Here is a 26,983-nt window from a genome sequence, read left to right as displayed (position 1 = left end):
AGCCTTCCGAAGAAGGCTCTTTGACCTGGCACAAGGATTGCGCAGCCGAGGCTGCCAGACTTACTTTTGCAGGCTGACCGACGCCGCCTTCGGCGCGCGGCGGCCCATCACGAACAGCACGGCCTTCTTCAGCATGCGGTAGACGAAGCGCACCATCAGCAGGGTCAGCACGCATTCGAGCAAGGTCAATATCATGGCCACGGCCACGGGCATGCGCGCGGCGCGGCGGTGGAACTTGGCCACAGCGCCATCGCGGGCGATTTCGATGCTGTCATAGAAGGTCGGCACGACCAGCAGGGTCAGAATCGTCGAGGTGATGGTGCCGCCGATGATGGCGATCGCCAGTGGACGGTAGAACTCGCCACCCTCGCCCAGGCCCAGCGCCACGGGGAACATGCCGGCGATCAGCGCGAACGTCGTCATCAGGATGGGACGCAGACGCATGCGGCCCGCATACATCAGCGCATCCTCGCGGCCATGGCCTTCTTCTTCTCGCTTGCGCGCCGCGTCGAGCAGCAGGATGGCGTTCTTGGCGACCAGGCCCATCAGCATGATGATGCCGATAAAACTCATCAGGTTGAGGGTGTTGTTGGTAATCACCAGCGCCACCACCACGCCGATCAGACTGAGCGGCAAGGACATCATCACGGCCACGGGCGCCGTAAAGGAACCGAACTGCATGACGAGGATCAAATACATCAGGCCGATACCCATCACCAGCGCGATCAGCATTTCCGTGAACAGCTCTTGCTGGTCCTGGCCCGCGCCGCCCAGCGCCAGGCCGTAGCCGGGCGGGAAGTCGATGGAGTTGGCCAGTTTCATGGCATCGCTCGTCACTTCGCCGTTCGAACGGCCCTGCGCATTGGCCGACACGGTGATCGTGCGCTTGCCATTCTTGTGCTCGATGCCGGACGGGCCCTTGCCCATGGTAATGGTGGCGATCTGGTCCAGCGGCACCATTTGCGAGGTGCCCGTCACGCTGATCGGCAGGCGCTCGATGTTCTCGGACGCCACGCGGTCGTCGGGGTGCAGGCGCACGGCCACGTCGCGCGTTTCGCCCGTCGGATCGACCCAGTCGCCCACTTCCACGCCGGCAAAGGCCACGCGCAGCGATTGCGCCGCGTCATTGACGGAAATGCCCATCGAGTTGGCCAGGCCACGGTTGAGCTCGATCTGCAGCTCGTTCTTCGGGTCCTGCTCCGACAAGCCCACGTCGACGGCGCCGGGAATGGCGCGCAGCTTGTCCATGTAGGCATTCGTGATTTCCATCAGCTTGCGCGAATCCGGGCCCGTGAATTCCACCTGGATCGGCTTTTGCGAACCGTTGCTCAAGTCATCCTGCACCACGTATTCGGCGCCCACCAGGCGCGACATCTTCTCGCGCAGCTCGACGGCGATTTCCTTGGCCGAGCGCTTGCGGGTGTTGCGCTTGCCGATGTCGACATACACGCGGCCGCCACCGGCATTGATGGAGCTGTTGGTATCCTTGGTTTCAGGCAAGGTACGCGCCAGCACGGCCGCCGCTTCCAGTTTCAAGCGCGAATACTCGATGCTGCTCGACGATGGCGTGCGCACATTGATCATCAGATTGCCGGAATCGGATGCCGGCAAGAAACTCGTGCCGCCATGCGTGGAGTGCAGGACGATGGCGCCCACCAGGCTGCCGAAGGCGATCACGGCCATCCAGCGGCGGTGATGCAGGGCCCAGGCGATCACGCGGCCATAGCGGTCGGCCTGGTGGTCGAACCAGTGGTTGAATTTCTCCAGCACGCGGCCGATGCCCTTTTTCGGCGCCGAGTGTTCCTCGACCGGATCGCCCCAGTAGGCCGACAGCATGGGGTCGAGCGTAAACGAGATGCCCAGGCTGACGAGCACCGAGCACGTCACCGTCAAGGCAAACGGACGGAACCATTCGCCCGAGATGCCGGGCATGAAGGCGACGGGAATGAAGACGGCGATGATGGAGAAGGTCGTGGCGGCCACGGCCATACCGATCTCGGCCGTGCCTTCCAGCGCGGCCGTGCGGCGGTCCTTGCCCATCTGCATGTGGCGCACGATGTTTTCGCGCACGACGATGGCGTCATCGATCAGCACGCCGATGGCCAGCGACAGACCCAGCAGGGTCATGAAGTTCAGAGTAAAGCCGCACAGCCACACGGCGATGAAGGCGGCAATCACGGACGTGGGCAGGCTCAGCGCCGTGATCAGGGTCGAACGCCAGGAGTTCAGGAAGGCGTAGACGACGAAAATCGTCAGCACGGCGCCCAGCACCAGCGATTCGATCACGTTGTTCAGGCTATGCTGGGCGTTTTCGCCGCCGTCGCGCGTCACTTGCAGGATCGTGCCTTTCGGCAAGGTCTTGTTGATTTCCGCCACCATGTCGCGAATCTTGTTGGCCACGCTGACGGTGGAGGCGTCGCGCACGCGGGTAATCGATATGCCCACGTTGGGCTTGCCGCTGCGCATGCTCAGGCTGTTGACTTCGGCAAAACCGTCCTCGATGGTGGCCACTTGCGCCAGGCGCACGATTTCCTCGCCACGGCGCTTGATCACCACTTTCTCGAAGTCGCTTGGCGACTCGATGCGGCCCACGAGGCGGATGCTTTTCTCGTCCAGGGTGCCGCGCACCTTGCCCACGGGCGCGTTCGTGTTCTGGTTGCGCAAGGCGGTGACGACGTCGCTGACGGAAACATTGTATTCACGCAACTTTTCCGCCCGCAACAGCACGGACAGTTCGCGCTTCAGCGAACCGCCCACGTTGACCAGCGCCACGCCGTCGACGGTGCGGAAGCGGTCCGACAGCACGTCTTCGGCCAGGCGCGAAATTTCCGCATGGCTTTGCGAGTTCGACGACAGCGCCAGCTGCATGATCGGCTCGGCGGCCGGGTCGATGCGCTGCAGGATGGGTTCGCGCATTTCCGTCGGCAACTTGTAGCGCACGGCGGCAATCGCATTGCGGATATTGTCGGACGCTTCGATCAAATTGGTATTGAAGGAAAACTTCAGGAAGATGCTGGCCGAACCTTCATTCGAGTCGCTGTTGACCTCGGTCACGCCGGAAATGCTTTGCAGCGACTTTTCCAGGCGGTTCACCACTTCGCGCTCGACCGTGTCAGGTGATGCGCCAGGGTAAGGAATGCTGACGACGATGAACGGCACTTCGACGTCCGGATTCTGGTTGACGCGCAATTTCTTGAGCGCCAGCAAACCGACGCACATCATGGCCAGGATCAGGACGATGGTGGCGGTGGGCCGCTTGATACTGAAATCGGAAAGGAACATGGCTTAGTTTCCTTTACCGGCAACGGCGGTGCTGCTGCTGGCCACGGCGGCGGCTGGCACGGCCTTGGCGGCCGTCAACTCCACTTTCTGCCCATCCTTGAAGGTCGAGCCCGGCGTGCGCAGCACGGTGTCGCCGCTGGCCAGGCCGCTTTGCACTTCCCACTGGCCCGTGCGCACGTCGCGCGCGCCGATGCGCAGCGTGGCTTTATGCAAGGCCTTGTCCTTGACTTTCCACGTGTACGTGACGTCGCCCGCCTTCACCAGGGCCGAGTCGGGGATCATCAGCGCGCTGACGGTTTCCGTCTCGATGCGGCCTTCCGCATACAGGCCGGCCACGCGCGGTTGTTCCTTGTCGTTGAAATCGACCAGCACGGCCACCTGGCGCGTGACGGTGTGGCGGCGGCAGGGTCGACGCGGCGCACCTTGCCCGCGAAATCCTGTCCCGGATAACCATTGATGCGGAACAACACCGGCTGGCCCACCTTGACGACGCCGATCTTGTCGGCCGATACCAGGCCTTCCAGGCGCATGCTGGTCGGATCGATGACCTTGATCAATTCCTTGCCGATTTGCGCCGTATCGCCATTCGATACCTTGCGCTCGCTCACGATGCCGTCGAACGGCGCGCGCACGAGCGTGCGCTGCAGCTGCTGGCGCGCCTGGGCGGCGCGGCTCTTCGCGGCGGACAAGTCGCTTTGCGCATTGTTGCGGCGGATTTCCGCGTCTTCCAGCGCCTGCGTCGACGTCATGCCCGAGGCACGCAGGGTTTTCATGCGCTGGAACATGCGTTCGGACTGTTCCAGCACCTGGCTGGCGGCGCGGCTCGCTTCTTCGGCCGAATTGAGGCTGTCGCGGATGGACGTTTCGTCCAGACGCACCAGCACGTCGCCCGCGCTTGACGATTTCGCCGTTTTCCTTCAGGACCTGGATCACCACGGCCGATACTTCGGCGCGCAAGTCCGCGTTGCGCTCGGGCTGGACGGAACCGGTGATCACGGGACCGGACGCCAGCGCATTGCTCTGGATGGTCAGCAAGTCTTCCGGGGACACCAGCAGATTGACGGCAGCGCCCGCCTGCTCCTTGGCATTCTTGCCACCCTTGCCGGGATCTTTGGACTCTTTGCCGCAGGCGGCCAGGGCAGAAGCGATTGCCAGAACAAACAGGGTTTTGCGCAACATGGGTAATTCTCCGGATAGATAGCGCCACGACCGTCCCGATGACCCGGATAGGGCCGGCAAGCGATGGCAGGCATTTATTTTTATTAAAACCACAAGCGCCAAAGTATCCATGAGCGCGTCTGGGCATGTCAATCGGCGGTTTCCTGTAATGCTTTAATCAATGGATGAAACGTAGTTTTTACGCCCTGAAACGCAAAACCCCGCCTTGAAGCGGGGTTTTGCGTTTCAGGAAAAAAATGCTTAGCGGGCAAACACGGAATTGATCAGGAAACCGATCGCCACGCCCGTGCACAGGCCGCCGGCGATTTCCACCAGGGTATGCCCCATGCGCTCGCGCAAGGTCTTGTGTGCGGCGCTGACCGCCTCCCCCGCCAGGCGGTTGATGGCCGCCGCCTGCTTGCCCACGTGCTGGCGCAGGCTGTTGGCGTCGATGATGACGATAAAGGCCAGGGTCACGGCCACGCCGAAGGCGGGATGGCCTATGCCTTCGCGCAAGGCGATCAGGGTTGCCATACTGGAAACGACGGCGCTATGGTTGCTGGGAAAGCCGCCATTGCCGACCAGGCCGAACGCCCATTGCCGCGTGCGGACACTGTTGATCAGAAATTTGATCGGTCCGACCAGGATCCAGGTGATCAGGGGCGTGACGAGGTAAGCGATATCCACGGGGTATTCCTTCTTATATATATGTAGAGAGTATGCAAGAGACTGCGGCAGCCGGATGGGCGCGCCGCAATTATCGCAGATCATCCGCGCCAGCAGAACTGTCGGTCGTCGGCCTATAAAACGCCGCCCCCGGCGGCAACTAATATAAAATCATGGCATATACAACAATTGACGTATATCAACACTGAGTGCGGCGCGCACAGCGGCGCGGATAATCAAACGTCTTTCATACTTGCAACGGGGTACTCATGCGGCATTTCAGAATTTCCTTTTTAGTCACTTTTATCCTGATGGCAGTGTCGGGCTGGTGGGGCTACAGCCATGGCGGCATGTCCGGCCTGATCAATGCCCTGTGGATCACGGGCGTGCTGGGCGTCATGGAAGTATCGCTGTCGTTCGACAATGCCGTGGTGAATGCCTCGGTCTTGCGCCACTGGAATGAATTCTGGCAAAAACTGTTCCTCACGGTAGGTATCCTCGTGGCCGTCTTCGGCATGCGGCTGCTGTTCCCGCTGGTCATCGTTTCCGTCGCCACAGGCCTGGGCCTGTCGACGTGTGGACCATGGCCACCACCACGCCCGATGTGTATGCCAAGCACCTGACGGACAACCATGCGCAAGTGGCGGCCTTCGGCGGCGCCTTCCTGCTGCTGGTGTTCCTGAACTTCCTGTTCGACGACGAGAAAGAATTGCACTGGCTGGGCTGGGCCGAGGAAAAAGTCAACGCGCTGGGCACGGAAAGCCTGGCCGTACTGATCACCATGGGCGCCGTGGCCGCCTGCGTGGCGATGGGCCCTGCGCAAGCCAAGTACAGCGTGCTCGCCTCGGGCATCGTCGGCATCGCCGTCTACATCGGCGTGAACTGGATCAGCGGCTTGCTGGAAGAAGGCGAACCGGACTTGCAGGATGACGAGGAAGAAGGCGCCGCACCGGCCAAAAACGGCAATGGCGACCTGGTAAAAACGGTGGCGCGCGGCAGCATCGGCGGCTTCCTGTACCTGGAAGTGCTGGATGCCTCGTTCAGCTTTGACGGCGTGATCGGCGCGTTCGCCATCACCAACGACGTCGTCATCATCATGCTGGGCCTGGCCATCGGCGCCATGTTCGTGCGCTCGATGACGGTGTACCTGGTGCACAAGGGCACGCTGGACGAATTCGTCTACCTCGAGCACGGCGCCCACTATGCGATCGGCATCCTCGCCCTGATCATGCTGGCGTCCGTCAAGTACCATATTCCGGAGTGGTTCACGGGCCTGTCGGGCGTGGCCTTCATCCTGGTCTCGCTGTGGTCGTCCTTGCGTTATCGCAAACGGCACGCGGCACAAGCTTGAAATCGGGGGTTCCGCCCCCAATTGAGAGAGTAATGGCACGAGCGTCTCATGCGCTCATCCCATGAATGCATGATCGAGTTTAATTTTTTAAGGAGCACCACATGGCAATCAGTTTGCAAAAAGGCGGCAACGTCAACCTGAGCAAGGAAGCACCGAACCTGAAGAAGATCATCGTCGGCCTCGGCTGGGATCCTCGTTCGACGGACGGCGCCCTTTCGACCTTGACGGTAGCGCTTTCCTCCTGAAAAGCGACGGCAAAGTCCGTGGCGACTCTGACTTCATCTTCTATAACAACCTGAAGTCGACCGACGGCTCCGTCGTGCACACGGGCGACAACACGACGGGCGAAGGCGAAGGCGACGATGAACGCATCGAAATCGACCTGACCCGCGTGCCGGCCGACATCGACCGCATCAGCATCACCGTCACCATCCACGACGCCGACGCCCGCCGCCAGAACTTCGGCATGGTTTCGAAAGCCTTCATCCGCTGCCTGAACGCGGAAGGCGAAAAAGAAATCGCCCGCTACGACCTGTCCGAAGACAGCTCGACGGAAACGGCGATGATCTTTGGCGAAATCTACCGCTACAACGGCGAATGGAAGTTCAAGGCCATCGGCCAGGGCTTCAACGGCGGCCTGGGCCCCCTCGCCCGTTCTTTCGGCGTCAACGCCTAATTCACGCTCGTTAAACCTACTGCGCCGCTCACTTTCGGGCCTGCGTTGCTCGCTGTACCTCCGTACAGCTGCGCGACTTAACCCGAAATCGAGCTTGCTCGCTACGGTTTTCCGAGGTGAATTATCTTAATGTCATATCATTAATGCCGCCTGCACAGTTCAGGCGGCTTTTTTTTGGAGATTTATCATGCCAGTATTTAGTGTCACGGGCGACGTCGATCCCTTCCTCCACGTCAGCATGAAGCAGGGCGAAACCATCTATTGCGAATCCGATGCGATGGTGATGATGGAAACGGCGCTCGATTTGAAGGGCAAGATGACGGGCGGCCTGGGCAGCGCCATCATGCGCCGCTTCGCCAACGGCGAATCGTTCTTCCAGCAGCATATCGAAGCGGTGCGCGGCAGCGGCGACTGCCTGCTCTCGCCCACCCTGCCGGGCGCCATCGAAGTGGTCGACGTGGGCGCGCGCCAGTACCTGCTCAACGACGGCGCCTTTGTCGCCGCCACCTCGGGCACGGAAATGAAAGTGCGCACGCAAAGCATCGGCAACGCGCTGTTCGCCCAGTCGGGCGGCTTCTTCGTCATGGAAACGGCCGGCACGGGGCAAGTGGTGGTGTCGGGCTTCGGCTCCATGTTCCAGCTCGACGTCGAACCGGGCAAGGACGTCGTGATCGACAATTCCCACGTGGTGTGCTGGGACAACAGCCTGAAATACGAGATTTCCGTGACCACGGGCGGCGGTGCCAGCGGCGGCGGCATCGGCGGCTTCCTCGGCAATATCGTCAACAGTGTGACCAGCGGCGAAGGCATCGTGCTGCGCTTTTCCGGCTCGGGCAAGGTGTTCATCTGCTCGCGCAACCGCGATGCATTCCTGAAATGGACAGCCAGCGGCAAAGCTAGTTAGAGGCACCTGACCAAACCTACTGCGCGTCGGCATAGGCGGCCTGCGATGCTCACCGTACTTGAGTACGGTTGCGCTTCTCGGCCACCTCTTCCTTCCGCTCGCTACGGTTTTGTCAGGCGCTGTTAGTTTGCTGCTGCTCAACGTTGTAGTTCAAAAAAATCTAAGGCCAGGTTAAGTCTGGTCGCTTAGACTCCCCGCGCGCGCACCTGCGCGCGGCTTCCCCTTTCTTTACCCGGTCCCCCGTACATGCAAAGAGTCTGGTTCAACAAAACATTTTCCTCGGTCGGCACGGCCATGCGCCTGATCCGCGAAGCCGATATTGCCGCGACCAATGGCGCGCCGCGCTATCACATCGTGTGCAGCAATACGAATGCGCATGCGGCCGCCTTTTTATCGGCCCACGAATATGTGGTCGAACCGTCGGGACTGACGGGCCACAATTATGTCGAGTGGTGCCTGGAATTTTGCCGCGAGCGCGATATCACGATTTTCTGGCCCGGCAAGGAAGCGGGCCTGATCGGCAGCGCCAGCGCGCGCTTCGCCGCCATCGGCACGCGCGTGCTCAGCGTGGCCAGCGAAGAGACACTGACCTTGATGCACGACAAGGCACGCTTCTGCGAAGGCCTCGACCTGCCCATGGCGCGTCCGGCCGACTACCGCGCCGTGACCACCATCGCGGAATACGACGCCGCCTACGCCGAACTGCGCCCGCTGCATCGCAAGCTGTGCATCAAGCCGTCCGAATCCGTGTATGCGCTGGGCTTTGCCATACTCGATGAAGAGCGCACCAGCGCCCAGCTGCTGCTGGCCGGCGCCGCGTATCAGATCAATGCGCAAGAGCTGCGCAACGGCCTGGCGCAGATGGGTACATTTAAAACCCTGCTGCTGATGGAATACCTTGACGGCCACGAATACAGCGCCGACTGCGTCGCCGACCAGGGCAAGCTCATTTGCGCCGTGCCGCGCAAGAAGCTGCATGGAGGCGGCAGCGGCCAGCTGATCGAACTGCGCGACGACCTGCTGGCCGCCTGCGACAAGCTGGCGCGCGACTACCGCCTGAACGGCGTCTTCAACATCCAGTTCCGCGAAGGCGCGAACGGCCTGGCTTTGTTGGAAATCAACCCGCGCATGTCGGGCGCATCGGCATGGCGTGTGCGGCCGGCCCCAACCTGCCCTACCTGGCGCTGGCCGGCTTCGACCAGGGCTTTGACAAGCTCGCCGTGCCCGCCATCCGCGAAGGCATGCGCGTGGGCGAAGCCGCCTGCGCCGTGGAGCTGCCATGAACCTCGTCAAGCAGCAGATGCCCACGGGCGAGCTGACCCTGAAGGTGGACGAGGCGCGCTTTCCGCTGGACTGGCTGATCGGCTTTGCCGCGCGCGCCAACGCCAAGCGGGGCTTTTTGTTCCTCTCCAAAGTGCTGGGCAAGCACTGGCCCGTCACGCCGCGCGCCATGCAAGCCATCCACGACGACCTGGCCGCGCAAATCCCCCCCAGCCTGCCCGGCCCCGTCGTCTTCATCGCCATGGCGGAAACGGCCGTCGGCCTGGGCCAGGGCGTGTTCGAAGCGTGGCTGCGCGCCAACCCGAATGGAAAAGCGCTGTTTTTGCACAGCTCGCGCTACCGCGTGGGCACGGTGCCCTTCTTCGAATTCGAGGAATCGCACAGCCACGCCCCGCGCCAGTTTTTGCATTTGTCCGACGCGGCCAGCGCGCTGTTTTCCACGGCGCGCAGCCTGGTGCTGATCGATGATGAAGCGTCGACCGGCAACACCTTCGCCAACCTGGTGCAAGTGTGCCGCGCGCGCTATCCGCAGCTGGAAAAGCTGCACCTGGGCGTGATCACCAATTTCATGGGCCAGGCCGCCAACGCGGGCTTGAGTGAGCGTTTCGGCCTGCCCACCAGCATCGGCGCGGCGCTGTCCGGCCAGTACGCCTTCCAGGCCGGCGCGGCGCCCGCTCCCGTGGCGGCCAGCGCGCAGCGCTTCGAGGCCAACGAAGAACGGGGCGCCAGCTCCGCCTTCGGGCGCATCGGCGTGGGACGCGCGCTGGCGCCGCCGCAAGGCCTGGCGGTGCAACTGGCGCAGGAGATCGGCGCCGGCGACTCCGTGCTGGTGCTGGGCACGGGCGAATTCATGCACCCGTCGTTTTTGCTGGCGCGCGAGCTCGAAGCGCTGGGCAAGAACGTGGTAGTGCAATCGACCACGCGCTCGCCCATTTTGTCGTGGGGCTCCGTCGGCCATATCGTTCACTGCGACGACAACTACGGCGAAGGCATCGCCAATTACCTGTACAACGTGGCGCCTGGCCAGTACCAGCACGTGTTCATCTGCCATGAAACCCCGGCCAGCCCGGCCCTCATGCAACTCGCCGGCCAGTTGAATGGCCGCCTGTTCCACTTTCAGTCAGAGACCCAAATTGAAGAAATTCCTGTTTGTTGATCTGGACGACACACTGTTCCAGACCCCGAAAAAATGCCCCGGCGAGACCGACCTGCAGCCGGCCGCCTATCTGAAAAATGGCGACGCCTGCTCGTTTACGACGGCACGCCAGCGCGCCTTCTTTGATTTCGCGCAAAGCGGCATGACATTGATCCCCGCCACGGCGAGGAATGGCGACGCCTTCCGCCGCGTCGACCTGCCGTTTACCAGCTACAGCGTGCTCGATTACGGCGGCATCGTGCTGCAGCCAGGCGGCGCGCTCGACGCGGGCTGGCTGGCCCTGATGCAAAACGACATGCAGACGGCCTTGCCCGGCCTGCGGGACGCCATGCGCATCATCGACGATTTTCAAATCAAGACGGGCATGCCTTCGCGCGCGCGCCTGATCGAAGACTACAACACGCCGTTCTACATCGTCGTCAAGGACCATGAAGCACGCGGTGAACGCCTGGCCGACATCGAAGAGCAAGTGCTGCAGCAGTGGATCGCCACGGAAGGCAGCGGCTACTTCATCCACCGCAACGGCAACAACCTGGCCGTGCTGCCGAAGACCCTGAACAAGGCGCGCGCCGTCGCTTACCTGCGCGCGGAACTGGAAGCCGAACATGGCCCCATCGTCAGCTTCGGCATGGGCGACAGCCGCTCGGACGCCCGCTTCATGGCCGCCTGCGACTACGCCATCATCCCCAACGGCACCCAGCTGGCGGCACTCACGGTGGCGGCGCTATGACGCAAGACACGCAGCATTTCAGCGGCAGCTACCGCCAGGAAGACGTGGAGTTTCTGCTCACGCCGATGGCGCTCGAACCGATTCTCGACCTGGCCGAAAAGGAGCGTCTGATCCAGTCGGGCCAGCGCCACTACAGCGAAATGCTGTCGCCCGAATCCCTGCCCTCGCCCGCCTATCTGGCCCTGTTCCAGAGCGCATTCGCGGCCAACCGCCTGCAGATGGCGCGCGACTGCCTGCGCCTGGCCGCCCTGATCGCGGCGCGCCGCGCGGGGCCCATCACCCTGGTGTCGCTGGCGCGCGCCGGCACGCCCGTGGGCGTCATCCTGGGCCACTTGCTGCGCCAGGTATTCCAGCGCGCATGCAGCCACTATTCCGTCTCCATCATCCGCGACCGCGGCATCGATGCGAACGCCTTGAAGCACATCCTGGCGCAGGGCCATGCAGCTGAATCCCTCGTCTTCGTCGACGGCGACGGGCAAGGGCGTGATTTCGCGCGAACTGCGCCAGACGGTCCACGATTTCAACGCGGCCAATGGCACGGCGATAGACGGCGGCCTGTTCGTGCTGTCCGACCTGGCCGGCACGGCCGCCTGCGCCGCCTCGGCCAGCGACTACCTGATCCCGTCGAGCATCTTGAATGCCACCGTCTCGGGCCTGGTGAGCCGCTCCGTACTCAATGAAGCCATCGGCCCCGGCGACTTCCACGGCTGCGTGTACTACGCGCAGTTCGAGCAGCACGACCAGTCGCGCGCTTTCGCCGACGGCCTGGTGGCCGACGCCATGGCGATTGCCGCCAGCAGCGGCATCCCGCTGGCCGAAGCGAGCGACGCGCCAGCCATGGCGGCCCGCTCGCAAGCCTACATGGCGGCCGCGCAGCAGCAATACGGCATCAGCGACATCAACCTGATCAAGCCTGGCATCGGCGAAGCGACGCGCGTGCTGCTGCGCCGCGTGCCCGAGCGCCTGATCGTGCGCGACACGAATGCGCCGGACGTGGCACATTTGCTGCTTCTGGCGCAGGAAAAAGCCATACCCATTACAGTAGAACCGGCACTGCCTTACCAGGCGGTCGCCCTTATCAGGAGCGCAGTCGATGGATAACAACTCCCTACACCCACAAAGCGAGCATAAAGCGGCGCTGGGCGCCTCCATGTATGTGCCGACCACGCACAAGGACTTGCTGGCGATCGCCAATGGCGACAAATTCAGTCATTTGCGTTCGGTCATCCTTTGCACCGAAGACGCCATCGCCGAACGCGACCTCAGTTACGCGCTGTTCAACCTGTCGCTGGCGCTGCAAAACATGGCCGACGAATCGGATACCTTGCGCTTCGTGCGCGTGCGTAACCTCGAGGTGCTGGCGCGCGTGCTGGCCATGCCGGGCGCCGACAAGTTGAGCGGCTTCGTGCTGCCGAAATCGACGCGCCACAACTTCGCCGCGTATTTCGACCTCGTGCGCCACACGCATCATTTGCTGATGCCGACCTTGGAAACGGCGGAAGTGTTCGACGACGAGGAAATGAAGCAGTTCCGCATCATTTTGTCGGCGCCGGAAGTGCGGCGCCGCATCCTGGCCCTGCGCATCGGCGGCAACGATTTATTGGCCCTGCTGGGCCTGCGCCGCCCCACCAGCGGCACCATCTACCAGACGCCGCTGGGGCAGGTCATCGGCCGCCTGGTGACGATCTTCAAGCCGCACGGATTCCAGTTGACGGCGCCCGTCTTCGAGCACCTGTCGCAGGGCAGCTGGCTCGACGCCGAAGTGGCGCAGGACATGGCGCACGGCATGATCGCCAAGACGGCCATCCACCCTGACCAGGTGCCGCAGATCGAGCGCCACTACCAGGTGGCGCAGTCGGACATCGAACTGGCGCTGCGCATCATCGACCCGGACAGCCCGGCCGTGTTCCGCATGCAGGAATCGATGTGCGAAGTGGCCACGCACAGCAGCTGGGCCCTGCGCATCATCGAGCAGGCGCGCCTGTTCGGCATCCGCCACGCGGCCGACAACGCCGCCGCGCACCTGCCGACTATCTCATTGACTCAACTCTCAAGCGACGAAGGGATTGCACGACCATGACCAATTTCACACGCGGACAAAAAGGAAAACTGGCGGACCTGGGCTTGAACGGCCCGTTTGCCGTCACCCTCGATATCGCTTCCGGCTCGATGGAAGTGGACGTCAGCTGCTTCGGCGTCGATGCGGCCGGCAAGCTGTCGGACGACCGCTACATGGTGTTCTACAACCAGAAAAGCGCGCCGGACAACGCCGTCACGGTGGAGCTGAACGGCCCCCGCTCCACCTTCCAGGTCGACCTTTCCCGCCTGCCCGCCTCGATCGACAAGCTGGTGTTTACGGCGGCGACGGAACAGGGCAGCATGCGCGCGCTGGGCAACTCCAGCATGGCGCTGGGCCAGGCCGCCACGTTTGCCTTCACGGGCACGGACTTCCAGGACGAAAAAGCCGTCATCATCGGCGAACTGTATCGCCGCGACGGCAGCTGGCGCTTCGGCGCCGTGGGCCAGGGTTTCGCGGGCGGCCTGGCGGCGCTGCTGAAGCACTTCGGCGGCAGCGAAGCAGCGCAATCTTCTCCGGCGCCGGCCCCCGTGCCTGCGCCAGCGGCACCGCCGCCGGCGAATAAAATCTCGCTGTCGAAGATCCGCCTGGAAAAGCGCGGCGACAAGATTTCGCTCGACAAGCGCGACAGCGGCGGCTATGGCCGCATCCGCGTCAACCTGAACTGGAACCAGAATGCGTCGCAAGGCCAGGCGCCCGCCTCGAAACTGGACACGGGCTTCCTCGGCAAGCTGTTCAACAAGCCGGCCGGCCGTTCGGGCGGCATCGACCTCGACATCGGCTGCCTGTTCGAAATGAGCAATGGCGCCAAGAGCGCCGTGCAGGCGCTGGGCAACAGCTGGGGCGCCTACGACCGCCCGCCGTACATCCACCTGGAAGGCGACGACCGCACGGGCAGCGTCAGCAGCGGCGAAAACATCTTCATCAACGGCACCCATTTCGACCAGATCAAGCGCGTACTTGTCTACGCCTTCATCTACGAGGGCGTGCCGAACTGGGCCGCCACGGATGGCGTCGTGACGATCGAGATCCCGGGCCAGCCGACGGTGGAAGTGCGCCTCGACAGCGACAGCCAGCACGCCATGTGCGCCATCGCCATGCTGGAAAACCACGGCGGCAACCTGCAGGTGACAAAATTGGTGGAATACTTCGGCGGCCAAGGTAAAATCACGGCGCACCAGGCCATGGATGAAAGATATAACTTTGGCCTGAACTGGAAAGCCGGCCGGAAAGACTAACTCTTTCTCCAACTAAACAATTCACCCCTTAACATGACCCCTACGACCAAAAAAGTCACCTTCGCCTTCGCCATCTTCCTCGTGGCCGGCTTCCTGCTGCTGGCAGCCTACACGTGGATGGCCCTGAGCTTCTCGTACTCGGAAGGCGAACGGGCGGGCTACCTGCAAAAGTTCTCCAAGCGGGGCTGGATTTGCAAGACGTGGGAAGGGGAATTGCTGCTGACGGCGCTGCCCGGCACCATCCCGGAAAAATTCCAGTTCAGCGTGCGCGACGAGGAAGTGGCGAAGCAGCTGACGGCCGCGGCCGGCAAGCGCATCCTCGTCACCTACAGCCAGCACAAGGGCGTGCCCACGCAATGCTTCGGCGAGACGGAATATTTTGCCGATAAAGTCGTCCTGAGTCAGTAATACCGTCATTCCAGCAATACCGCGCCGGCCAGCCATACTCGTGCCGGCGCCCCTCCCCGCTCTCCAGCCGCATGGCGCGCCTCACACATTCCCGCTTTCTTATACACTATCGCAATTAGTTCTGACTGGAACTGTTCATTGCTGTAGTAAAAACACGCGATGCTTGCGCTAGCGCAGTACGTCCAGCCAGCCCGCCGTTAGCGAGCATCACCACGACCGGAAAACCATGCGCATACGCCCCGCCGCCCTGGCCTTGCTGGCCGCCTCGCTGCCCCTGTCCGCCCAGGCACAGGACATCTCCGGCATGGCCGGTGCCCTGAAAGTCAGTTCGACCAAGGAGCGCACCTTTGTCGCCGCCGTCAGCTACACGCAGCCGGTGGGCGACTACAACGCCATGAGCTTGTCCTACATCAATGAGGGCCATCCGCAAGACCATCACCGCGACGGCATGGCGGGCCAGTTCTGGCTGCGCACGAAAAAGGTGGAGCAGGGGCTGATGCTGGGCGCCGGCGCGGGCCGCTATTTTTTCTTCGATACGGCCAGGACCGACGACGGCCTGCACAATTTCGACAATGACCATGGCTGGGGTTCCATCGTCAGCCTGCAGGCGCGCTGGCAGTTCGACAACCGCTGGTATGCGCAGGCACAGCTCAACCGCATCAAGCCCGACGGCAAGGACAACACCACGCACCTGCTGATCGGCGCGGGCTACCGCTATGACGGCGTGCCGGGCGCCAAGCTGCACTTGCAGAACTGGGCGCACGACGACACCGTGACCCTCTCGACGGGCCACACCATCGTCAACAGCTTGCGCTCGGAGTCCTCGCGCCCGTTCACGCTGGAATACCGGCGCGCGGCGGGAAAATACGTGGACTGGACCGTCACCGCCCTCGACGAAGGCGACACGGACCTGGCGCACCGGCGCGGCGTGGCCGCCCAGCTGTGGCTGATCCGCTCGCTCAATGAAAAGGTGGAATTCGGCATGGGCGGCGGCCCCTACCTGGCATGGGACGGCCGCGACACCCAGGGCCACAGCACGCGCCTGACGGGCTTGCTGTCAGCCGTGGCCCGCTACCACGTCGACCGCCGCTGGGTGGCGCACGTGGCGTGGAACCGAGTCATCACCGATTATCACCGCGATGCGGATGTGATTTTGGTGGGGGGGGGGGACGGAAGTTTTGATGGGAATACGGACGCAACCCAAACCTGGGACTGGGGTCGGACCCTGAGGGTCCGACCCCGGCTGTTATCGGGTTTTCAGGCTCTCAGCGCGAACGCCAGACGGCGCCAGCTTCGTTAGGCTGCGTCAGGCGCTCGATCACTTCGCGCGTCAGACTGGCCGAACTCACCTGTTCGGCTTTCGCGCGGGCGGCGCTCAAGGAGCTGGAAAAGACGGTTTGCGGCTGCTCCAGGCTGGCGCGCAGGGCCGCCAGTTCGCGCTCCTGCTGCTGCGCGCGCTCCGTATCCCGTTCCAGCAACTGCTGCTTGGCCTCGGCCATCGCGCGCGTCGTGTCGGCCGCCTTGCGCTGCAGGGCCGCATGGGCCTGGGCACTGGCCAGCAAGGCTTGCTGCGCGTCGAGTTTCTCGCTGGCGGCCTGCTGCGCAGCCAGTTCCAGCTGTTCGCGCTGGCGCATGGCGTCGAGCGCCTGCTGTTCCATGCCGGCGCTCGCTTCGGCAGCCGCCGTCGCCTGCTTTTCCGCTTCCAGGCGGCCGGCGATGGCGTTCGACGCGCGTTCCTCGGCGGCCGTCGTCTGGCGCTGCTGCACCAGTTTTTGCGCGATCAGCGCCAGCGACTCGCGCTCGGCCGCGACGAAATCGCGCTCGGATGCCAGCAGCGCTTCGGCAGCTTGCGCCTTGTCTTCTTCCACGCGGGCGCGCTCGCTATGCACTTGTCCCAGTTCCACGGCCAGGCGCGCCTGCGCCTGCACGGCTTGCGCGGCAGCGGCCTTTTTTTCGCCTTCGACCAGCGCCTGGTCCATCAGGATGCGGATGGCGTCGGCTTCCTTTTGCGCCGCTTCCCGCAAAGCCTGTTCGGCGGCGTGCTGGCCGCGCAGCAGTTCCGCTTGCGCGCCTTCGGCGGCGATGCGCTCCTGCGCCGCGTTGCACGCCAGCGCTTCCGCTTCCAGTTTTTCTTTCAGGGCGGCGATGGCGGCCTGCTCGGCGGCCAGGCGCTCCTGCTCCGCCTGCTGCAGCTGCTCCGCCTGCCGTGCTTTTTCCTGTGCCAGTTGCGCTGCCTGCGCCTGCGCGGCCAAAGTCGCCTTGCCGGCATCGACTTCGGCCTGCTCGGCTTCGTTCTGGCTGGCGGCCAGTTCCGACGCCTGGCGCGCCAGTCCGGCGCGTTCCTGCGCCAGGCTGGCGGCGCGCTGCTGTTCTTCCAGTTCGCGGGCTGCCGCCACGGCGGCTGCCTGCTCGGCCGCTTCGCGGGCCTTGGTCTGTTCCAGTGCGGCCGTTTCCGCTTCCAGCTTGGCGTGGCCGGCGATTTCCGCGTCCTGTTCGGCGGTCACGCGGGCCAGCGCCACGGCGCGCAGCTGGCGGTCCACCTCGATGCGCGCCTCGGTGGCGGCCAGGATGCGCACGTCGGCATCGCGGCGCGCCTGCGCGCTGGCCACGGCGACCATTTCCAGGCGCTCGCGGTGGATGGCCGCGTCGCGCAATTCCTTTTCCGTCTGCAGGCGCAAACGCAGCGATTGCGCCGCATGGCGTTCCGATTCCGCCTGCGCCAGCGCAATGGCTTCGCGTTCCTGCTCTCAGGTGCGCCAGCGCGCGCGCTTCTTCCAGGGCGCGCACTTCGGCGGCGGCGCGGTTGAAGGCCGATTCCAGCGCGATCTGGTCGGCGCGCTCGCGCTGCACCGTCAAGTCCAGCGCTTCGCTTTCCGCTTCGGCCAGCATCTGCGCCGTCTGGCGCGCGCCGTGGGCGTGGCGCTCGCGTTCGCGGGCCAGCACGGCGACACGGGCATCGGCCGAGGCGATGCCCACCATTTCTTCCTTGGCCGCCTGCACGGCGGCGACGCGCTCGACGGCCTGCAGGCGCGCCTGCTCCGTCTGCACCTGCAATTCCTCGGCGGCGCGGGCGGCCTGCTCGGCCAATTCCGACTGCACCGCCACCTGCTCGCTGGCGCGCAAGCGGCTTTCCTGCTCGGCGCGGGCGCGCTGTTCGGCGGCAAGGCGGATTTCATTATCGGATTCCACGCGGGCGCGCAATTCGGCCGTTTCCTGCTTGACGGCTTCCAGGCGGGCCACGCTGGCTTGCGCGGCGGCGCGCATGGTGTCCAGGCGTTCGCGGTTGGCGGCAATCGCCTCTTCGGCGGCCTGCGCATTCTGCTGCGCGGCGGCGGCGGCGGCCGCGTCGATGGCGGCGCGGTCCTCGGCCAGCGAGCGCACGCGCGCCTCGGCCAGCGCGCGGCTCTCGGCGGCGCAGGTGGCCTTCGCTTCCGCTTCCACGCGGGCAATCGCCTCGTGGATGGCTTTCAATTCCATTTTCTGGCGTTCGGCGGCGGGCGCTTTGATGTCGGCTTCGGCTGACGGCTCGGCTTGCGGTTCGGGCGTGATGGCGACAGCCGGCGCTTCCGCCTTGCGCTCCAGGTCCTTGAAATCATGCAGCGAGACCATGCTGTCCTGGTCGAACTCGTCGTCGGCGGAATACGCGACGGTGAGGGAGGCGGCCTGGCGCTGATTTTGCTGTGCTTGCATGATTTCTCGCTTATTCGGGTGAATTCCGTTGCTTATGGGAATTTATTACCACCATTATCGAACAGGCATGCACAAATCAGCGCGGCAAGAAGAAGGACGTTTACCGCCCTTTTCCCACGTTTAAGTCAAATGGGCCAGAGCGGCGCTTCGTCCATCAAGGCCACCTGCTCGCGCAGTTCCAGGATGCGGTCCTGCCAGTAGCGCTGCGTGTTAAACCACGGGAAGGCGACGGGGAAGGCGGGATCGTCCCAGCGGCGCGCCAGCCAGGCCGAATAATGGATCAGGCGCAGGGTGCGCAGCGCTTCGACCAGGTACAGCTGGCGCGGGTCAAAATCGCAGAAATCTTCATAGCCGGCCAGGATGTCGCTCATCTGGCGCACCTGGTCGCCGCGTTCGCCCGACAGCATCATCCACAGGTCCTGGATGGCCGGACCCATGCGGCTATCGTCGAAATCGACGAAATGGGGGCCGGCGTCCGTCCACAGCACGTTGCCGCCATGGCAATCGCCGTGCGTGCGCAGCACGGCCACGTCGCCCGCGCGGTCATAGCAGCGCTTGACGCCGTCGAGCGCCTGCTGCGCCACGCTGGAATACGCGGCCAGCAGTTCGGGCGGCAAAAAATTACCTTCTAGCAAGAATTCGCGCGGTTCGACGCCAAACGTCTGGTGATCGAGGGCCGGGCGTTCCTTGTAGGCGGACAGCGCGCCGACGGCGTGGATGCGGCCGATGAAGCGCCCTATCCATTCCAGGGTCGCCGGGTCGTCCAGCTCGGGCGCGCGGCCGCCGTGGCGGGGGAAGACGGCAAAGCGGAAGCCCTGGTACTGGTGCAGGGTGCTGCCGTTGATGGCCAGCGCCGGCACCACCTGGATTTCGCGCTCGACCAGCTCGGACACGAACGCGTGTTCTTCCAGGATGGCGGCGTCGCTCCAGCGTTCGGGACGGTAAAACTTGGCCACCAGGGGCGCGCTATCCTCGATGCCCACCTGGTAGACGCGGTTTTCATAGCTGTTCAGCGCCAGCAGGCGGCCGTCGCCGCGCAAGCCCACGCTGTCGAGGGCGTCGAGCACGCAATCGGGGCTCAGTGCGGAAAAGGGATGGACGGGCCGGTCGTCCTCGTGCGGCTGGTTTTCATTGTGCATAAGCGACATTGTAAGGCGCGCGCGGGCCGCCGGTGCAAACACTTCGGTGATGAAGCGCTGCAAGGCGTATACTGGCGGCTTACATTCAATCAAAGAGCAAGCCATGCAACTCGAACAGCCATTATCAGAAAAAGAATTCGACGAATTAGACCAATTCCTGTTGTCGGACCGGTGCTCCGAAGACGCCATGACCATGGATATGCTGCACGGCTATCTGACGGCCGTCGCCATCGGCCCGGAACCGATCATGCCGGCCGAGTGGTTGCCGCGCGTGTGGGGCGAAGATGCCGAAGATGCGCCGAAATTCAAGAACAGCAAGGAAGAAGAGCGCATCGTCAACCTGATCATGCGCTTCATGAACGAAGTGCTGGTGACGTTTGAAGTGGCGCCGAAGGAATTCGAAGCCCTGTTCGTCGAACACGACTACGAAGGCCAGACCCTGATCGACGCCGAAGCCTGGTGCTGGGGCTTCTGGGACGGCATGGAACTGCGTCCGGGTTCGTGGAACGAAATCTGGGATTCCGAAGTGGCCGAACTGATGCAGCCGATCTACCTGCTGGGCGCCGACGAAATCAAGGAAGAAGAACTGAAACTGGTGGAAGACCCGGTCAAGGCGCACAAGCTGGCGCAGGAACTGGAAGCAAACCTGCCGGCCATCCACCGTTTCTGGGTGCCGCGCCGCAAGGCTCCGGTGCAAACCATGAAGCGCGAAGAGCCGAAAGTGGGCCGCAACGACGACTGCCCTTGCGGCAGCGGCAAGAAGTTCAAGAAATGCTGCGGCGCCGAGCCGGCAGCCGAGTAATACCGCAATAGCATCCCCGCTGCGCCGGCGTCCTGCCGGCGCAGCGCTGGCGCTGGCCCCCGGGCTATAATCGCCGCATGAAACTCCCCGACCTGAACCTGCTCGTCGCCCTCGACATCCTGCTCGAGGAAGGCAGCGCCGTGGCCGCGGCGCGGCGCATGAACCTGAGCGCGCCGGCCATGAGCCGCACCCTGGCGCGCATCCGCGACGCCATCGGCGACCCCGTCTTCGTGCGCTCCGGGCGCGGCCTGGCGCCCACCCCGCGCGCGCTGGAATTGCGCGAGCAGGTGCGCGGCGTGGTGGAGCAGGCGCACGCCATCTTCACTTCCGGCCGCGAAGTGGACTTGCGCACGCTGGAACGCACCTTCAGCCTGTGCGCCAACGACGTGTTTGTCGGCGCGTATGGCGGCAAGCTGCGCGACCTGCTGGCCAGCCATGCGCCGCACACGGTGCTGCGCTTCGTGCCCGAAGGCGATGGCGCCACGGAAAACGACGCCCTGCACGCGGGCCGCATCGACCTGTACATCAGCGCGCGGCGCGCCTTTGCGCCCGACATCAAGCTGCAGCAGCTGTTTAGCAGCGGCTTTGTCGGCATTGCCCGCAGCGACCACCCGATTTTCTTCGACGGCCCCGTCAACCTGGACAGCTTTACCGAATACGAACATATCAGCGTCTCGCGGCGCGGCCTGGCGCGCGGCCCGTTCGACACGGCCCTGGCCGAGCGGGGCTACATGCGCCGGGTTTCGCTGATCAGCCCCAACTTCCAGTCCGCCATCTTCGCCGTGGCCGATTCGCGCCTGCTGCTGCCGCTGATGCCCACGCCTCTGCTGCCCATCGTCGAGCGCCTGGGATTGAAACTGCGCACCTTCCAGCTGCCGATTCCCGTCGACAGCGTCGACGTGATGCAGGCCTGGCACCCGCGCCTCGACCACGACCATGCGCACCGCTGGCTGCGGCGGATGATCAAGGAGCTGTGCGGCAGCGCACTCCCTGGCACCTGAATCATTGCGCCAGACGCAATTCAGACTTCATTAATTATCAATTTTCACAAGATTAACGGCTACCTATACTGCGTGGACTGATTCTCATCCACGGAGTTCCCTGTGTCCGCTGTACTGCTACCCGGCGCCGTCCCGACGGCGCCGCCTCCCCCTACACCGCCCATTTTCGGTCTGCGCCTGGCCACGGGCCTGGCCGGCGTGCTGCTGGCCGTGCTGGTGTCCGGCCTGAATGAAAACATCACCAAGGTCGCGCTGGCCGACATCCGCGGCGCCATGGGCATCGCGCGCGACGACGCCAGCTGGCTCGTCGCCCTGTATGCAGCCGCGTCGGTGTCGGCCATGGCATTTGCGCCGTGGTGCTCCGTCACCTTCTCGCTGCGCCGCCTGACGGCCGCCGCCATCATCGTCTGCATGGCCGCCGGCGTGCTGTGTCCGTTCGCGCCGAACCTGTCCGTGCTGATCGTCCTGCGCGTGGTGCAGGGCGCGGCCGGCGGCGCCCTGCCGCCCATGCTGATGACGGTGGCGCTGCGCTTCCTGCCGCCGAACATCAAGCTGTATGGCCTGGGCGGCTATGCGCTGAGCGCCACCTTCGGCCCCAGCCTGGGCACGCCGCTGGCCGCCTTCTGGACCGAGTACCTGGGCTGGCGATGGGCCTTCTGGCAAGTCGTCCCGGGCAGCATCGTCGCGCTGCTGATGGTGTCCTGGGGCTTGCCGCAAGACCCGCTGCGCCTCGAACGTTTCCGTCAATTCGACTGGCGCGGCCTGCTGCTGGGCCTGCCCGCCATCAGCATGCTGGTGGTGGGATTGCTGCAGGGCGAGCGCCTGGCGTGGTTCGCCTCGCCCCTGATCTGCGTGCTGCTGGGCGGCGGCCTTCTGCTGCTGGTATTGTTCTTTATCAATGAATGGTCGCATCCGCTGCCGTTCTTCAAGCTGCAGCTGCTGTCGCGGCGGAACCTCAGCCATGCCCTGCTGACCCTGGGCGGCGTGCTGTTCGTGCTGCTGGCCGTGATCCTGATTCCCTCGTCCTACCTGGCGCAGGTGCACGCCTACCGCCCGCTGCAGACGGCGCCCGTGATGCTGATGGTGGCGCTGCCGCAGCTGGTCGCCCTGCCGCTGGGGCCGCCCTGTGCAATCTGCGCGCCGTCGACTGCCGCTGGGTGCTGGCCATCGGCCTGGCCCTGCTGGCCCTGTCCTGCGTGCTCGGTGCGCGCATGTCGCCGGACTGGATACGCACGCACTTCTACCTGCTGCAGGCGGTGCAGATCTTTGCGCAACCGATGGCCGTGATTCCCTTGCTGCTGCTGGCCACCACGGGCCTGGCGCCGCAGGACGGCCCTTTCGCCTCGGCCTGGTTCAACACCATCAAGGGCATGTCGGCCGTCGTCGCCACCGGCGTGCTCGATGCGCTGATCACGCGCCGCAACCATTTTCATTCGACGGTGCTCAGCGAACGCCTGGGCAACCTGCCGGCCGCCGTGGACATGGCGGGTTTGGGTCCTGGTTTGAGCGCGCGCATGCATGCGCAAGTCGTCACCCTGACCTCGTCCGACCTGTACCTCATTGTCGCCGCCATCGCGCTGGCCATGATTTTGATCATTCCCATCCTGCCGACGCGCGTCTATCCGCCGCGCGCAGCCTGACTTTTATTTCAAGAAAGAGCATCCCCATGCAAACAACCATACTGCGCTCACGCGCATTTCTTCTCGGCCTGGCCCTGCTGGCCTGCGCCCTCGCCTTTTGCGCCTGGCAACTGCTGTTTTCGCCCAGCGAAGAACAAGGCACCGACGACGCCTTCGTCAGTGCCGACTACACCGTGCTCTCCCCCAAGGTGGGCGGCATCGTGCGGGAAGTGCTGGTGGAAGACAACCAGACTGTCAAGGCGGGTCAGCTGCTGGCGCGCATCGACGACCGCGACTACCAGGCCGCCGCCGCCTCGGCCCGCGCCGAGGTAGCCGGTGCCGAAGCGCAGCTGGCGAATGCCCGCGCCACCTTGCAGCGCCAGCAATCGGTGATCGAGCAAGCCACGACCCTGGTCGAGGCCAACCAGGCGGAAGACAAGCTGGCGCAGCAGGAACTGGCCCGCTCAACGCACCTGGCCGGCCAGGGTGCGGGCAGCGTGCAAAACGCGCAGCAGGCGCAATCGCGCTTCGACGTGAGCCGCGCGCGCCTGGCGCAAAACCGCGCCGCCCTCGTCGCCACCCGCAAGCAGACGGACATTTTGCAGGCGCAGCAAGGCGCGGCCGAAGCGGCCCTGCTGCGCGCCCGCGCCAGCCTGCAGCGCGCCGAACTTGATTTGTCGCATACGCAGCTGCGCGCCCCCATCGACGGCATCGTGGGACGCCGCGCCGTGCGCGTCGGCGCCCTCGTGGCGCCCGGCGCCAGCCTGATGGCCGTGGTGCCCCTGAACCGCAGCTTCGTCGTCGCCAACCTGCAGGAAACGCAGCTGACGCACGTGCGCCAGGGGCAGCGCGCCAGCATCGCCGTCGACGCCTATCCGGGCGTGCTCCTGCGCGGCACGGTGCACAGCATCGCGCCCGCCACGGGCGTGACGTTTGCCGCCATCGCGCCGGAAAACGCCACCGGCAACTTCACCAAGGTGGTGCAGCGCATCCCCGTCAGGATCGCGCTCGATCCGGGCCAGGATGACGGCAGCCGCCTGCGCGTGGGCATGTCGGCCGAAGTGCGCATTAGTACAGCTGCGGCCATGCGCCGTCCAGAAGTGCAACAGGTGAGCGCGCGATGAAAGCACTGATCATTTTCACGGCCCTGGGCCTGGCCGGCTGCGCCAGCGTGGGCAGCGACTTCCAGCGCCCGCACCACGAGCTGGGACAGCAATGGCGCCAGGCGCAGGATGCCCGTTTCGCCGCCCGGCAGGACGCCGCCCTCGAACAGCGCTGGTGGGACAGCTTCGGCGATACCACCCTGTCTTCCCTGCTGCAGCACGCCGCCGGCGCCAACCTTGACGTGCTGGCGGCCGGCAGCCGGCTGGAGCAAAGCCGCGCCGCACGGGGCGTGGCGGGCGCCGCGCAAGGCCCCTCGCTGGGCGCAAATGGCAGCGTCAGCCGCGCGCGCAACAGCGAACAAGGCTTGAGCGACCCGTCGCGCAACAACGGCCAGCCGCCTACAGCCTGTGGCAAGGCAACCTTGATGCGGCCTGGGAGCTGGACCTGTGGGGCCGCGTGCGGCGCGAAGTGGAAGCGGCTGACGCGCATGTCGGCGTGGCGCTGGAAACGCAGCGCGGCGTGCTGCTGGCCGTGCTGGCCGAGACGGCGCGCGACTACATCGAGCTGCGCGGCGCGCAGCAGACCCTGGCCATCACGCGGCAACTGCTCGATATCGCCCGCCATACCCTGAACCTGACCCGCATCCGCCTGCGCGAAGGCGCGGCGACGCAGCTCGACGAAGCCGAGGCGGCGGCCCACGTGGCCACCATCGAAGCGCGCCTGCCGCCGCTGCAGCAGCGCGAAGCGCGCCTGGGCAATGCCCTCGCCCTCTTGCTGGCGCTGCCGCCGCAAGCCCTGCACGCCGAACTGGCGGCGGGCAAGGATATTCCCGCCGTGGCCATGCAGGTGCAGCTGGGCGTGCCCGGCGAACTGGCCGAGCGCCGTCCCGACATCCGCCGCGCCGAAGCGCAGCTGCACGCGGCCACGGCCGCCATCGGCGTGGCGCAAGGCGATTTTTATCCGCGCATCACCCTCTCGGGCAGCATCGGCCTGCAGGCGATGCAGCTGTCCGACATCGGCTGGGACGCCAAACGCTTTGCCTTCGGCCCCGGCTTCAGCGTGCCCCTGTTCGACGGCGGCCGCCTGCGCGGCAAGCTGCAATTGCGCGAGGCACAGCAGCAGGAAGCGGCCATCGCCTACCGCCAGACGGTGCTGGCCGCCTGGCACGAGGTGGAAGATGCCTTATCTGGCTACCAGGCCAACGAACGGCGCCAGGCCAGCCTCGATGAAGCCGTCAAACAGGGACGCCGCGCGCTGGGCAGCGCGGAACTGCAGTACCGCCAGGGCGGCACGGACTTGCTCAACGTGCTGCATGTGCAAAACACCTTATTGAACAACGAAGCGGCGCTGGTCGACAGCCGCGCCACCGCCTCGCTGTCGCTGTCCAGGTCTCTACAAGGCGCTGGGCGGCGGCTGGCAAGCATTTTCAACCACCTCGCAAGGAAGCACGCCATGAAACCGAATCCCGCACATTTTTCCATCCACGACGTCAGCGACTTTCCCGTCGTGCGCTTTCGCCCTGAAACGGCCGTCACCGGCTATGCCCCGCTGTGGGAAAACGACATGGACGCCCTGCTGCGCCACGGCGAACCGTTCGTCATGCTGTTCGAAGCAGAGCGCAGCGACGAAGCGCACGTCGACCGCAAGCGGCGCGGCCTGTGGCTCAAGCATAACAAGGTGGCGCTGGCCGCCATTTGCCGGGGCCTGGTGTCGGTCGAGGCGGACGCGCAGCAGCGCGCGCGTCTGCAGGCGCTGGCGGCCGGCGCCATGAAAGCCTTCGGCATCGTGCAGGAGGTGACGGCCACGCGCGAACAGGCCGATGCCCTGATGGTCTGGCTGCTGGGCAGCGGCCAGATGGCGCGGCCGCGCGCGGCGGACGTGTGGTGAGCGAGTAAATAATAAATGTGCCGGTCAGGCGGCCCTGCGTATGGCGCTTCTGGCGGGGATGACGCACACGTCGCCGTCGCTGCTGGTCGCCGTCGTCAGGGCGATGCCGTACAGCGCGGCCAGGGCTGGCACGGCGCCGGCATCGCTGGCGATGTCGGCCACCAGTTGGCCCGAACGCACGAGCAGCAGCCGCTCGAAGCCCAGCAAGGCGTGGTTGATGTCGTGCAGGATGGCGACGACGGCGTGGCCGCGCGCGGCGCAAAACTGCTGCAGGCTTTCCAGCAGGTCGAATTGCAGGCCGGGATCGAGCGCCGCCAGCGGTTCGTCGACGAGTATCAAGCCATCCTGCATATCCCACATCTGCGCGAAGATGCGCGCCAGCTGCACCCTGGCCTGCTCGCCGCCGGACAGGGTGTCCAGGCGCCGCCCCAGCAAATGCGCGGCGTGCGCCAGGGCGGCCGCCTCCTGCACGATCCGCTCCAGCTGCGGGTCGGCCAGGCGCGCCACCCGTCCCAGGCCGATCACCAGCTCGCACTGCAGTCCGAAGGCCACGTTCGAGCCTTGCGGCAGGACGGCGCGGCGCAGGGCCAGTTCGGCCAGCGGCCACTGCGCCAGCGGCCGTCCCGCGAGCGCCACCTGGCCCGCCTGCGGCCGCAGTTCGCGCGCCATCAGTTTCAACAGGGTCGACTTGCCCGCGCCGCTGGGGCCGAGGATGGCGACGCGCTCGCCGGGTGCCACCCGCACATTGAAGGGGCCGAAATACTGCTGGCCCAGTTGCGTGGTGGCGAACGTGAGTTCCAATAAAGGCGTCATG

At 64.8% G+C, this 26,983-nt stretch carries 21 protein-coding genes and 6 pseudogenes; 20 read left to right on the top strand and 7 right to left on the bottom strand.

Annotated elements, in window-relative coordinates:
- Positions 1-60 precede the first annotated feature (60 nt).
- The 3 genes and pseudogenes from ACQVLG_RS15790 to ACQVLG_RS15780 form a co-directional block, all read right to left on the bottom strand.
- A complete protein-coding gene (locus tag ACQVLG_RS15790) occupies positions 61-3,282 on the bottom strand; it encodes an efflux RND transporter permease subunit (protein WP_230542282.1) in 3,222 nt (1,073 codons plus the stop codon).
- Between the two features lie 3 nt (positions 3,283-3,285).
- Positions 3,286-4,461 (bottom strand): annotated as a pseudogene (locus ACQVLG_RS15785) (efflux RND transporter periplasmic adaptor subunit).
- 240 nt (positions 4,462-4,701) lie between these two features.
- Positions 4,702-5,127, bottom strand: coding sequence for a divergent PAP2 family protein (locus ACQVLG_RS15780; RefSeq protein WP_230542284.1), 426 nt, complete (start codon positions 5,125-5,127; stop codon positions 4,702-4,704).
- Positions 5,128-5,375: 248 nt separating this feature from the next.
- Here ACQVLG_RS15780 and ACQVLG_RS15775 point away from each other — a divergent pair.
- From ACQVLG_RS15775 to ACQVLG_RS15765, 3 genes and pseudogenes are all read left to right on the top strand, one after another.
- Positions 5,376-6,457, top strand: a pseudogene (locus tag ACQVLG_RS15775) (DUF475 domain-containing protein).
- Positions 6,458-6,558: 101 nt separating this feature from the next.
- Positions 6,559-7,133, top strand: a pseudogene (locus tag ACQVLG_RS15770) (TerD family protein).
- 187 nt (positions 7,134-7,320) lie between these two features.
- Entirely contained in the window at positions 7,321-8,037 is a 717-nt protein-coding gene (locus ACQVLG_RS15765) for a TIGR00266 family protein (RefSeq protein WP_102295010.1), read from the top strand.
- Positions 8,038-8,427: 390 nt separating this feature from the next.
- Here the strand turns inward: ACQVLG_RS15765 and ACQVLG_RS15760 are convergent, their stop codons facing one another.
- Positions 8,428-9,015, bottom strand: a complete 588-nt coding sequence (locus ACQVLG_RS15760; RefSeq protein WP_474295877.1) for a hypothetical protein — start codon at positions 9,013-9,015, stop codon at positions 8,428-8,430.
- Here ACQVLG_RS15760 and ACQVLG_RS15755 point away from each other — a divergent pair.
- The 10 genes and pseudogenes from ACQVLG_RS15755 to ACQVLG_RS15710 all read left to right on the top strand — a co-directional run.
- Positions 8,926-9,117, top strand: a pseudogene (locus ACQVLG_RS15755) (ATP-grasp domain-containing protein); the annotation flags it as partial. The gene ACQVLG_RS15760 and the pseudogene ACQVLG_RS15755 sit on opposite strands and share 90 nt — an antisense overlap.
- Before the next feature lie 65 nt (positions 9,118-9,182).
- Positions 9,183-9,320, top strand: coding sequence for a hypothetical protein (locus tag ACQVLG_RS15750; RefSeq protein WP_474295875.1), 138 nt, complete (start codon positions 9,183-9,185; stop codon positions 9,318-9,320).
- The gene (locus tag ACQVLG_RS15745; protein WP_474290078.1) at positions 9,317-10,474 is read left to right on the top strand and encodes a phosphoribosyltransferase domain-containing protein; all 1,158 of its coding nucleotides are present in this window, start codon (positions 9,317-9,319) and stop codon (positions 10,472-10,474) included. Before ACQVLG_RS15750 ends, ACQVLG_RS15745 begins: the two co-directional genes overlap by 4 nt.
- Positions 10,452-11,204 (top strand): HAD family hydrolase, encoded by a 753-nt coding sequence (locus ACQVLG_RS15740; RefSeq protein ID WP_474290077.1) that lies wholly within the window; start codon positions 10,452-10,454, stop codon positions 11,202-11,204. The genes ACQVLG_RS15745 and ACQVLG_RS15740 overlap by 23 nt, the downstream gene beginning before the upstream one ends.
- Positions 11,201-11,614 (top strand): annotated as a pseudogene (locus tag ACQVLG_RS15735) (cysteine protease StiP domain-containing protein); the annotation flags it as partial. The gene ACQVLG_RS15740 and the pseudogene ACQVLG_RS15735, both read left to right, overlap by 4 nt.
- A gap of 28 nt (positions 11,615-11,642) precedes the next feature.
- Positions 11,643-12,305 carry a cysteine protease StiP domain-containing protein gene (locus ACQVLG_RS15730; RefSeq protein ID WP_474290076.1) on the top strand — a complete coding sequence of 221 codons (663 nt, stop codon included), beginning with the start codon at positions 11,643-11,645 and terminating at the stop codon, positions 12,303-12,305.
- The gene (locus ACQVLG_RS15725) at positions 12,298-13,284 is read left to right on the top strand and encodes an HpcH/HpaI aldolase/citrate lyase family protein (protein ID WP_474290075.1); all 987 of its coding nucleotides are present in this window, start codon (positions 12,298-12,300) and stop codon (positions 13,282-13,284) included. Before ACQVLG_RS15730 ends, ACQVLG_RS15725 begins: the two co-directional genes overlap by 8 nt.
- Entirely contained in the window at positions 13,281-14,519 is a 1,239-nt protein-coding gene (locus ACQVLG_RS15720) for a TerD family protein (protein WP_474290074.1), read from the top strand. The genes ACQVLG_RS15725 and ACQVLG_RS15720 overlap by 4 nt, the downstream gene beginning before the upstream one ends.
- Positions 14,520-14,552: 33 nt before the next feature.
- Positions 14,553-14,927, top strand: a complete 375-nt coding sequence (locus ACQVLG_RS15715; protein WP_046682297.1) for a hypothetical protein — start codon at positions 14,553-14,555, stop codon at positions 14,925-14,927.
- Positions 14,928-15,153: 226 nt separating this feature from the next.
- Complete coding sequence (locus ACQVLG_RS15710; RefSeq protein WP_474290073.1) at positions 15,154-16,227, top strand: hypothetical protein; 1,074 nt, start codon at positions 15,154-15,156, stop codon at positions 16,225-16,227.
- Here the strand turns inward: ACQVLG_RS15710 and ACQVLG_RS15705 are convergent.
- Complete coding sequence (locus ACQVLG_RS15705; protein ID WP_474290072.1) at positions 16,193-17,605, bottom strand: coiled-coil domain-containing protein; 1,413 nt, start codon at positions 17,603-17,605, stop codon at positions 16,193-16,195. The two genes, ACQVLG_RS15710 and ACQVLG_RS15705, sit on opposite strands and share 35 nt — an antisense overlap.
- 49 nt (positions 17,606-17,654) lie before the next feature.
- Between ACQVLG_RS15705 and ACQVLG_RS15700 the strand changes: the two genes are divergently transcribed.
- Positions 17,655-18,449, top strand: a complete 795-nt coding sequence (locus ACQVLG_RS15700) for a hypothetical protein (protein ID WP_474290071.1) — start codon at positions 17,655-17,657, stop codon at positions 18,447-18,449.
- Positions 18,433-18,600, top strand: coding sequence for a hypothetical protein (locus tag ACQVLG_RS15695; RefSeq protein WP_474290070.1), 168 nt, complete (start codon positions 18,433-18,435; stop codon positions 18,598-18,600). The genes ACQVLG_RS15700 and ACQVLG_RS15695 overlap by 17 nt, the downstream gene beginning before the upstream one ends.
- Before the next feature lie 142 nt (positions 18,601-18,742).
- On the opposite strand, the gene ACQVLG_RS15690 is transcribed toward ACQVLG_RS15695, so the two are convergent.
- Complete coding sequence (locus ACQVLG_RS15690) at positions 18,743-19,756, bottom strand: serine/threonine protein kinase (protein WP_230542294.1); 1,014 nt, start codon at positions 19,754-19,756, stop codon at positions 18,743-18,745.
- A 103-nt stretch (positions 19,757-19,859) separates the two neighbouring features.
- Between ACQVLG_RS15690 and ACQVLG_RS15685 the strand changes: the two genes are divergently transcribed.
- From ACQVLG_RS15685 to ACQVLG_RS15665, 5 genes and pseudogenes are all read left to right on the top strand, one after another.
- Positions 19,860-20,558 (top strand): UPF0149 family protein, encoded by a 699-nt coding sequence (locus ACQVLG_RS15685; protein WP_077401213.1) that lies wholly within the window; start codon positions 19,860-19,862, stop codon positions 20,556-20,558.
- A gap of 77 nt (positions 20,559-20,635) precedes the next feature.
- Positions 20,636-21,559: a LysR family transcriptional regulator gene (locus tag ACQVLG_RS15680; RefSeq protein WP_474290069.1), complete on the top strand. Its 924-nt coding sequence runs from the start codon at positions 20,636-20,638 to the stop codon at positions 21,557-21,559.
- A 102-nt stretch (positions 21,560-21,661) separates the two neighbouring features.
- Positions 21,662-22,846, top strand: coding sequence for an MFS transporter (locus tag ACQVLG_RS15675; RefSeq protein WP_474290068.1), 1,185 nt, complete (start codon positions 21,662-21,664; stop codon positions 22,844-22,846).
- A gap of 379 nt (positions 22,847-23,225) precedes the next feature.
- Positions 23,226-24,302 carry an HlyD family secretion protein gene (locus ACQVLG_RS15670; protein WP_474290067.1) on the top strand — a complete coding sequence of 359 codons (1,077 nt, stop codon included), beginning with the start codon at positions 23,226-23,228 and terminating at the stop codon, positions 24,300-24,302.
- A 361-nt stretch (positions 24,303-24,663) separates the two neighbouring features.
- Positions 24,664-26,169 (top strand): annotated as a pseudogene (locus ACQVLG_RS15665) (efflux transporter outer membrane subunit); the annotation flags it as partial.
- 24 nt (positions 26,170-26,193) lie between these two features.
- Here the strand turns inward: ACQVLG_RS15665 and ACQVLG_RS15660 are convergent.
- Positions 26,194-26,982, bottom strand: coding sequence for an ATP-binding cassette domain-containing protein (locus ACQVLG_RS15660; RefSeq protein WP_474290066.1), 789 nt, complete (start codon positions 26,980-26,982; stop codon positions 26,194-26,196).
- Position 26,983: the final 1 nt, after the last annotated feature.

It is taken from the genome of Janthinobacterium sp. TPC_1, assembly GCF_056037845.1.
The sequence above is the reverse complement of the archived record's forward strand: the minus strand, read 5'-3'. Positions and strand labels throughout refer to the sequence as shown.

Coding starts and splice junctions, on each gene's coding strand:
- ACQVLG_RS15720 (WP_474290074.1), top strand. CDS start 13,281: ATGACCAATTTCACACGCGGACAAAAAGGAAAACTGGCGGACCTGGGC.
- ACQVLG_RS15695 (WP_474290070.1), top strand. CDS start 18,433: ATGTCGGCTTCGGCTGACGGCTCGGCTTGCGGTTCGGGCGTGATGGCG.
- ACQVLG_RS15725 (WP_474290075.1), top strand. CDS start 12,298: ATGGATAACAACTCCCTACACCCACAAAGCGAGCATAAAGCGGCGCTG.
- ACQVLG_RS15660 (WP_474290066.1), bottom strand. CDS start 26,982: ATGACGCCTTTATTGGAACTCACGTTCGCCACCACGCAACTGGGCCAG.
- ACQVLG_RS15710 (WP_474290073.1), top strand. CDS start 15,154: ATGCGCATACGCCCCGCCGCCCTGGCCTTGCTGGCCGCCTCGCTGCCC.
- ACQVLG_RS15685 (WP_077401213.1), top strand. CDS start 19,860: ATGCAACTCGAACAGCCATTATCAGAAAAAGAATTCGACGAATTAGAC.
- ACQVLG_RS15690 (WP_230542294.1), bottom strand. CDS start 19,756: ATGCACAATGAAAACCAGCCGCACGAGGACGACCGGCCCGTCCATCCC.
- ACQVLG_RS15715 (WP_046682297.1), top strand. CDS start 14,553: ATGACCCCTACGACCAAAAAAGTCACCTTCGCCTTCGCCATCTTCCTC.
- ACQVLG_RS15750 (WP_474295875.1), top strand. CDS start 9,183: ATGGCGTGTGCGGCCGGCCCCAACCTGCCCTACCTGGCGCTGGCCGGC.
- ACQVLG_RS15790 (WP_230542282.1), bottom strand. CDS start 3,282: ATGTTCCTTTCCGATTTCAGTATCAAGCGGCCCACCGCCACCATCGTC.
- ACQVLG_RS15670 (WP_474290067.1), top strand. CDS start 23,226: ATGCAAACAACCATACTGCGCTCACGCGCATTTCTTCTCGGCCTGGCC.
- ACQVLG_RS15700 (WP_474290071.1), top strand. CDS start 17,655: ATGGCTTCGCGTTCCTGCTCTCAGGTGCGCCAGCGCGCGCGCTTCTTC.
- ACQVLG_RS15730 (WP_474290076.1), top strand. CDS start 11,643: ATGCAGCTGAATCCCTCGTCTTCGTCGACGGCGACGGGCAAGGGCGTG.
- ACQVLG_RS15760 (WP_474295877.1), bottom strand. CDS start 9,015: ATGCAGCTTCTTGCGCGGCACGGCGCAAATGAGCTTGCCCTGGTCGGC.
- ACQVLG_RS15680 (WP_474290069.1), top strand. CDS start 20,636: ATGAAACTCCCCGACCTGAACCTGCTCGTCGCCCTCGACATCCTGCTC.
- ACQVLG_RS15745 (WP_474290078.1), top strand. CDS start 9,317: ATGAACCTCGTCAAGCAGCAGATGCCCACGGGCGAGCTGACCCTGAAG.
- ACQVLG_RS15765 (WP_102295010.1), top strand. CDS start 7,321: ATGCCAGTATTTAGTGTCACGGGCGACGTCGATCCCTTCCTCCACGTC.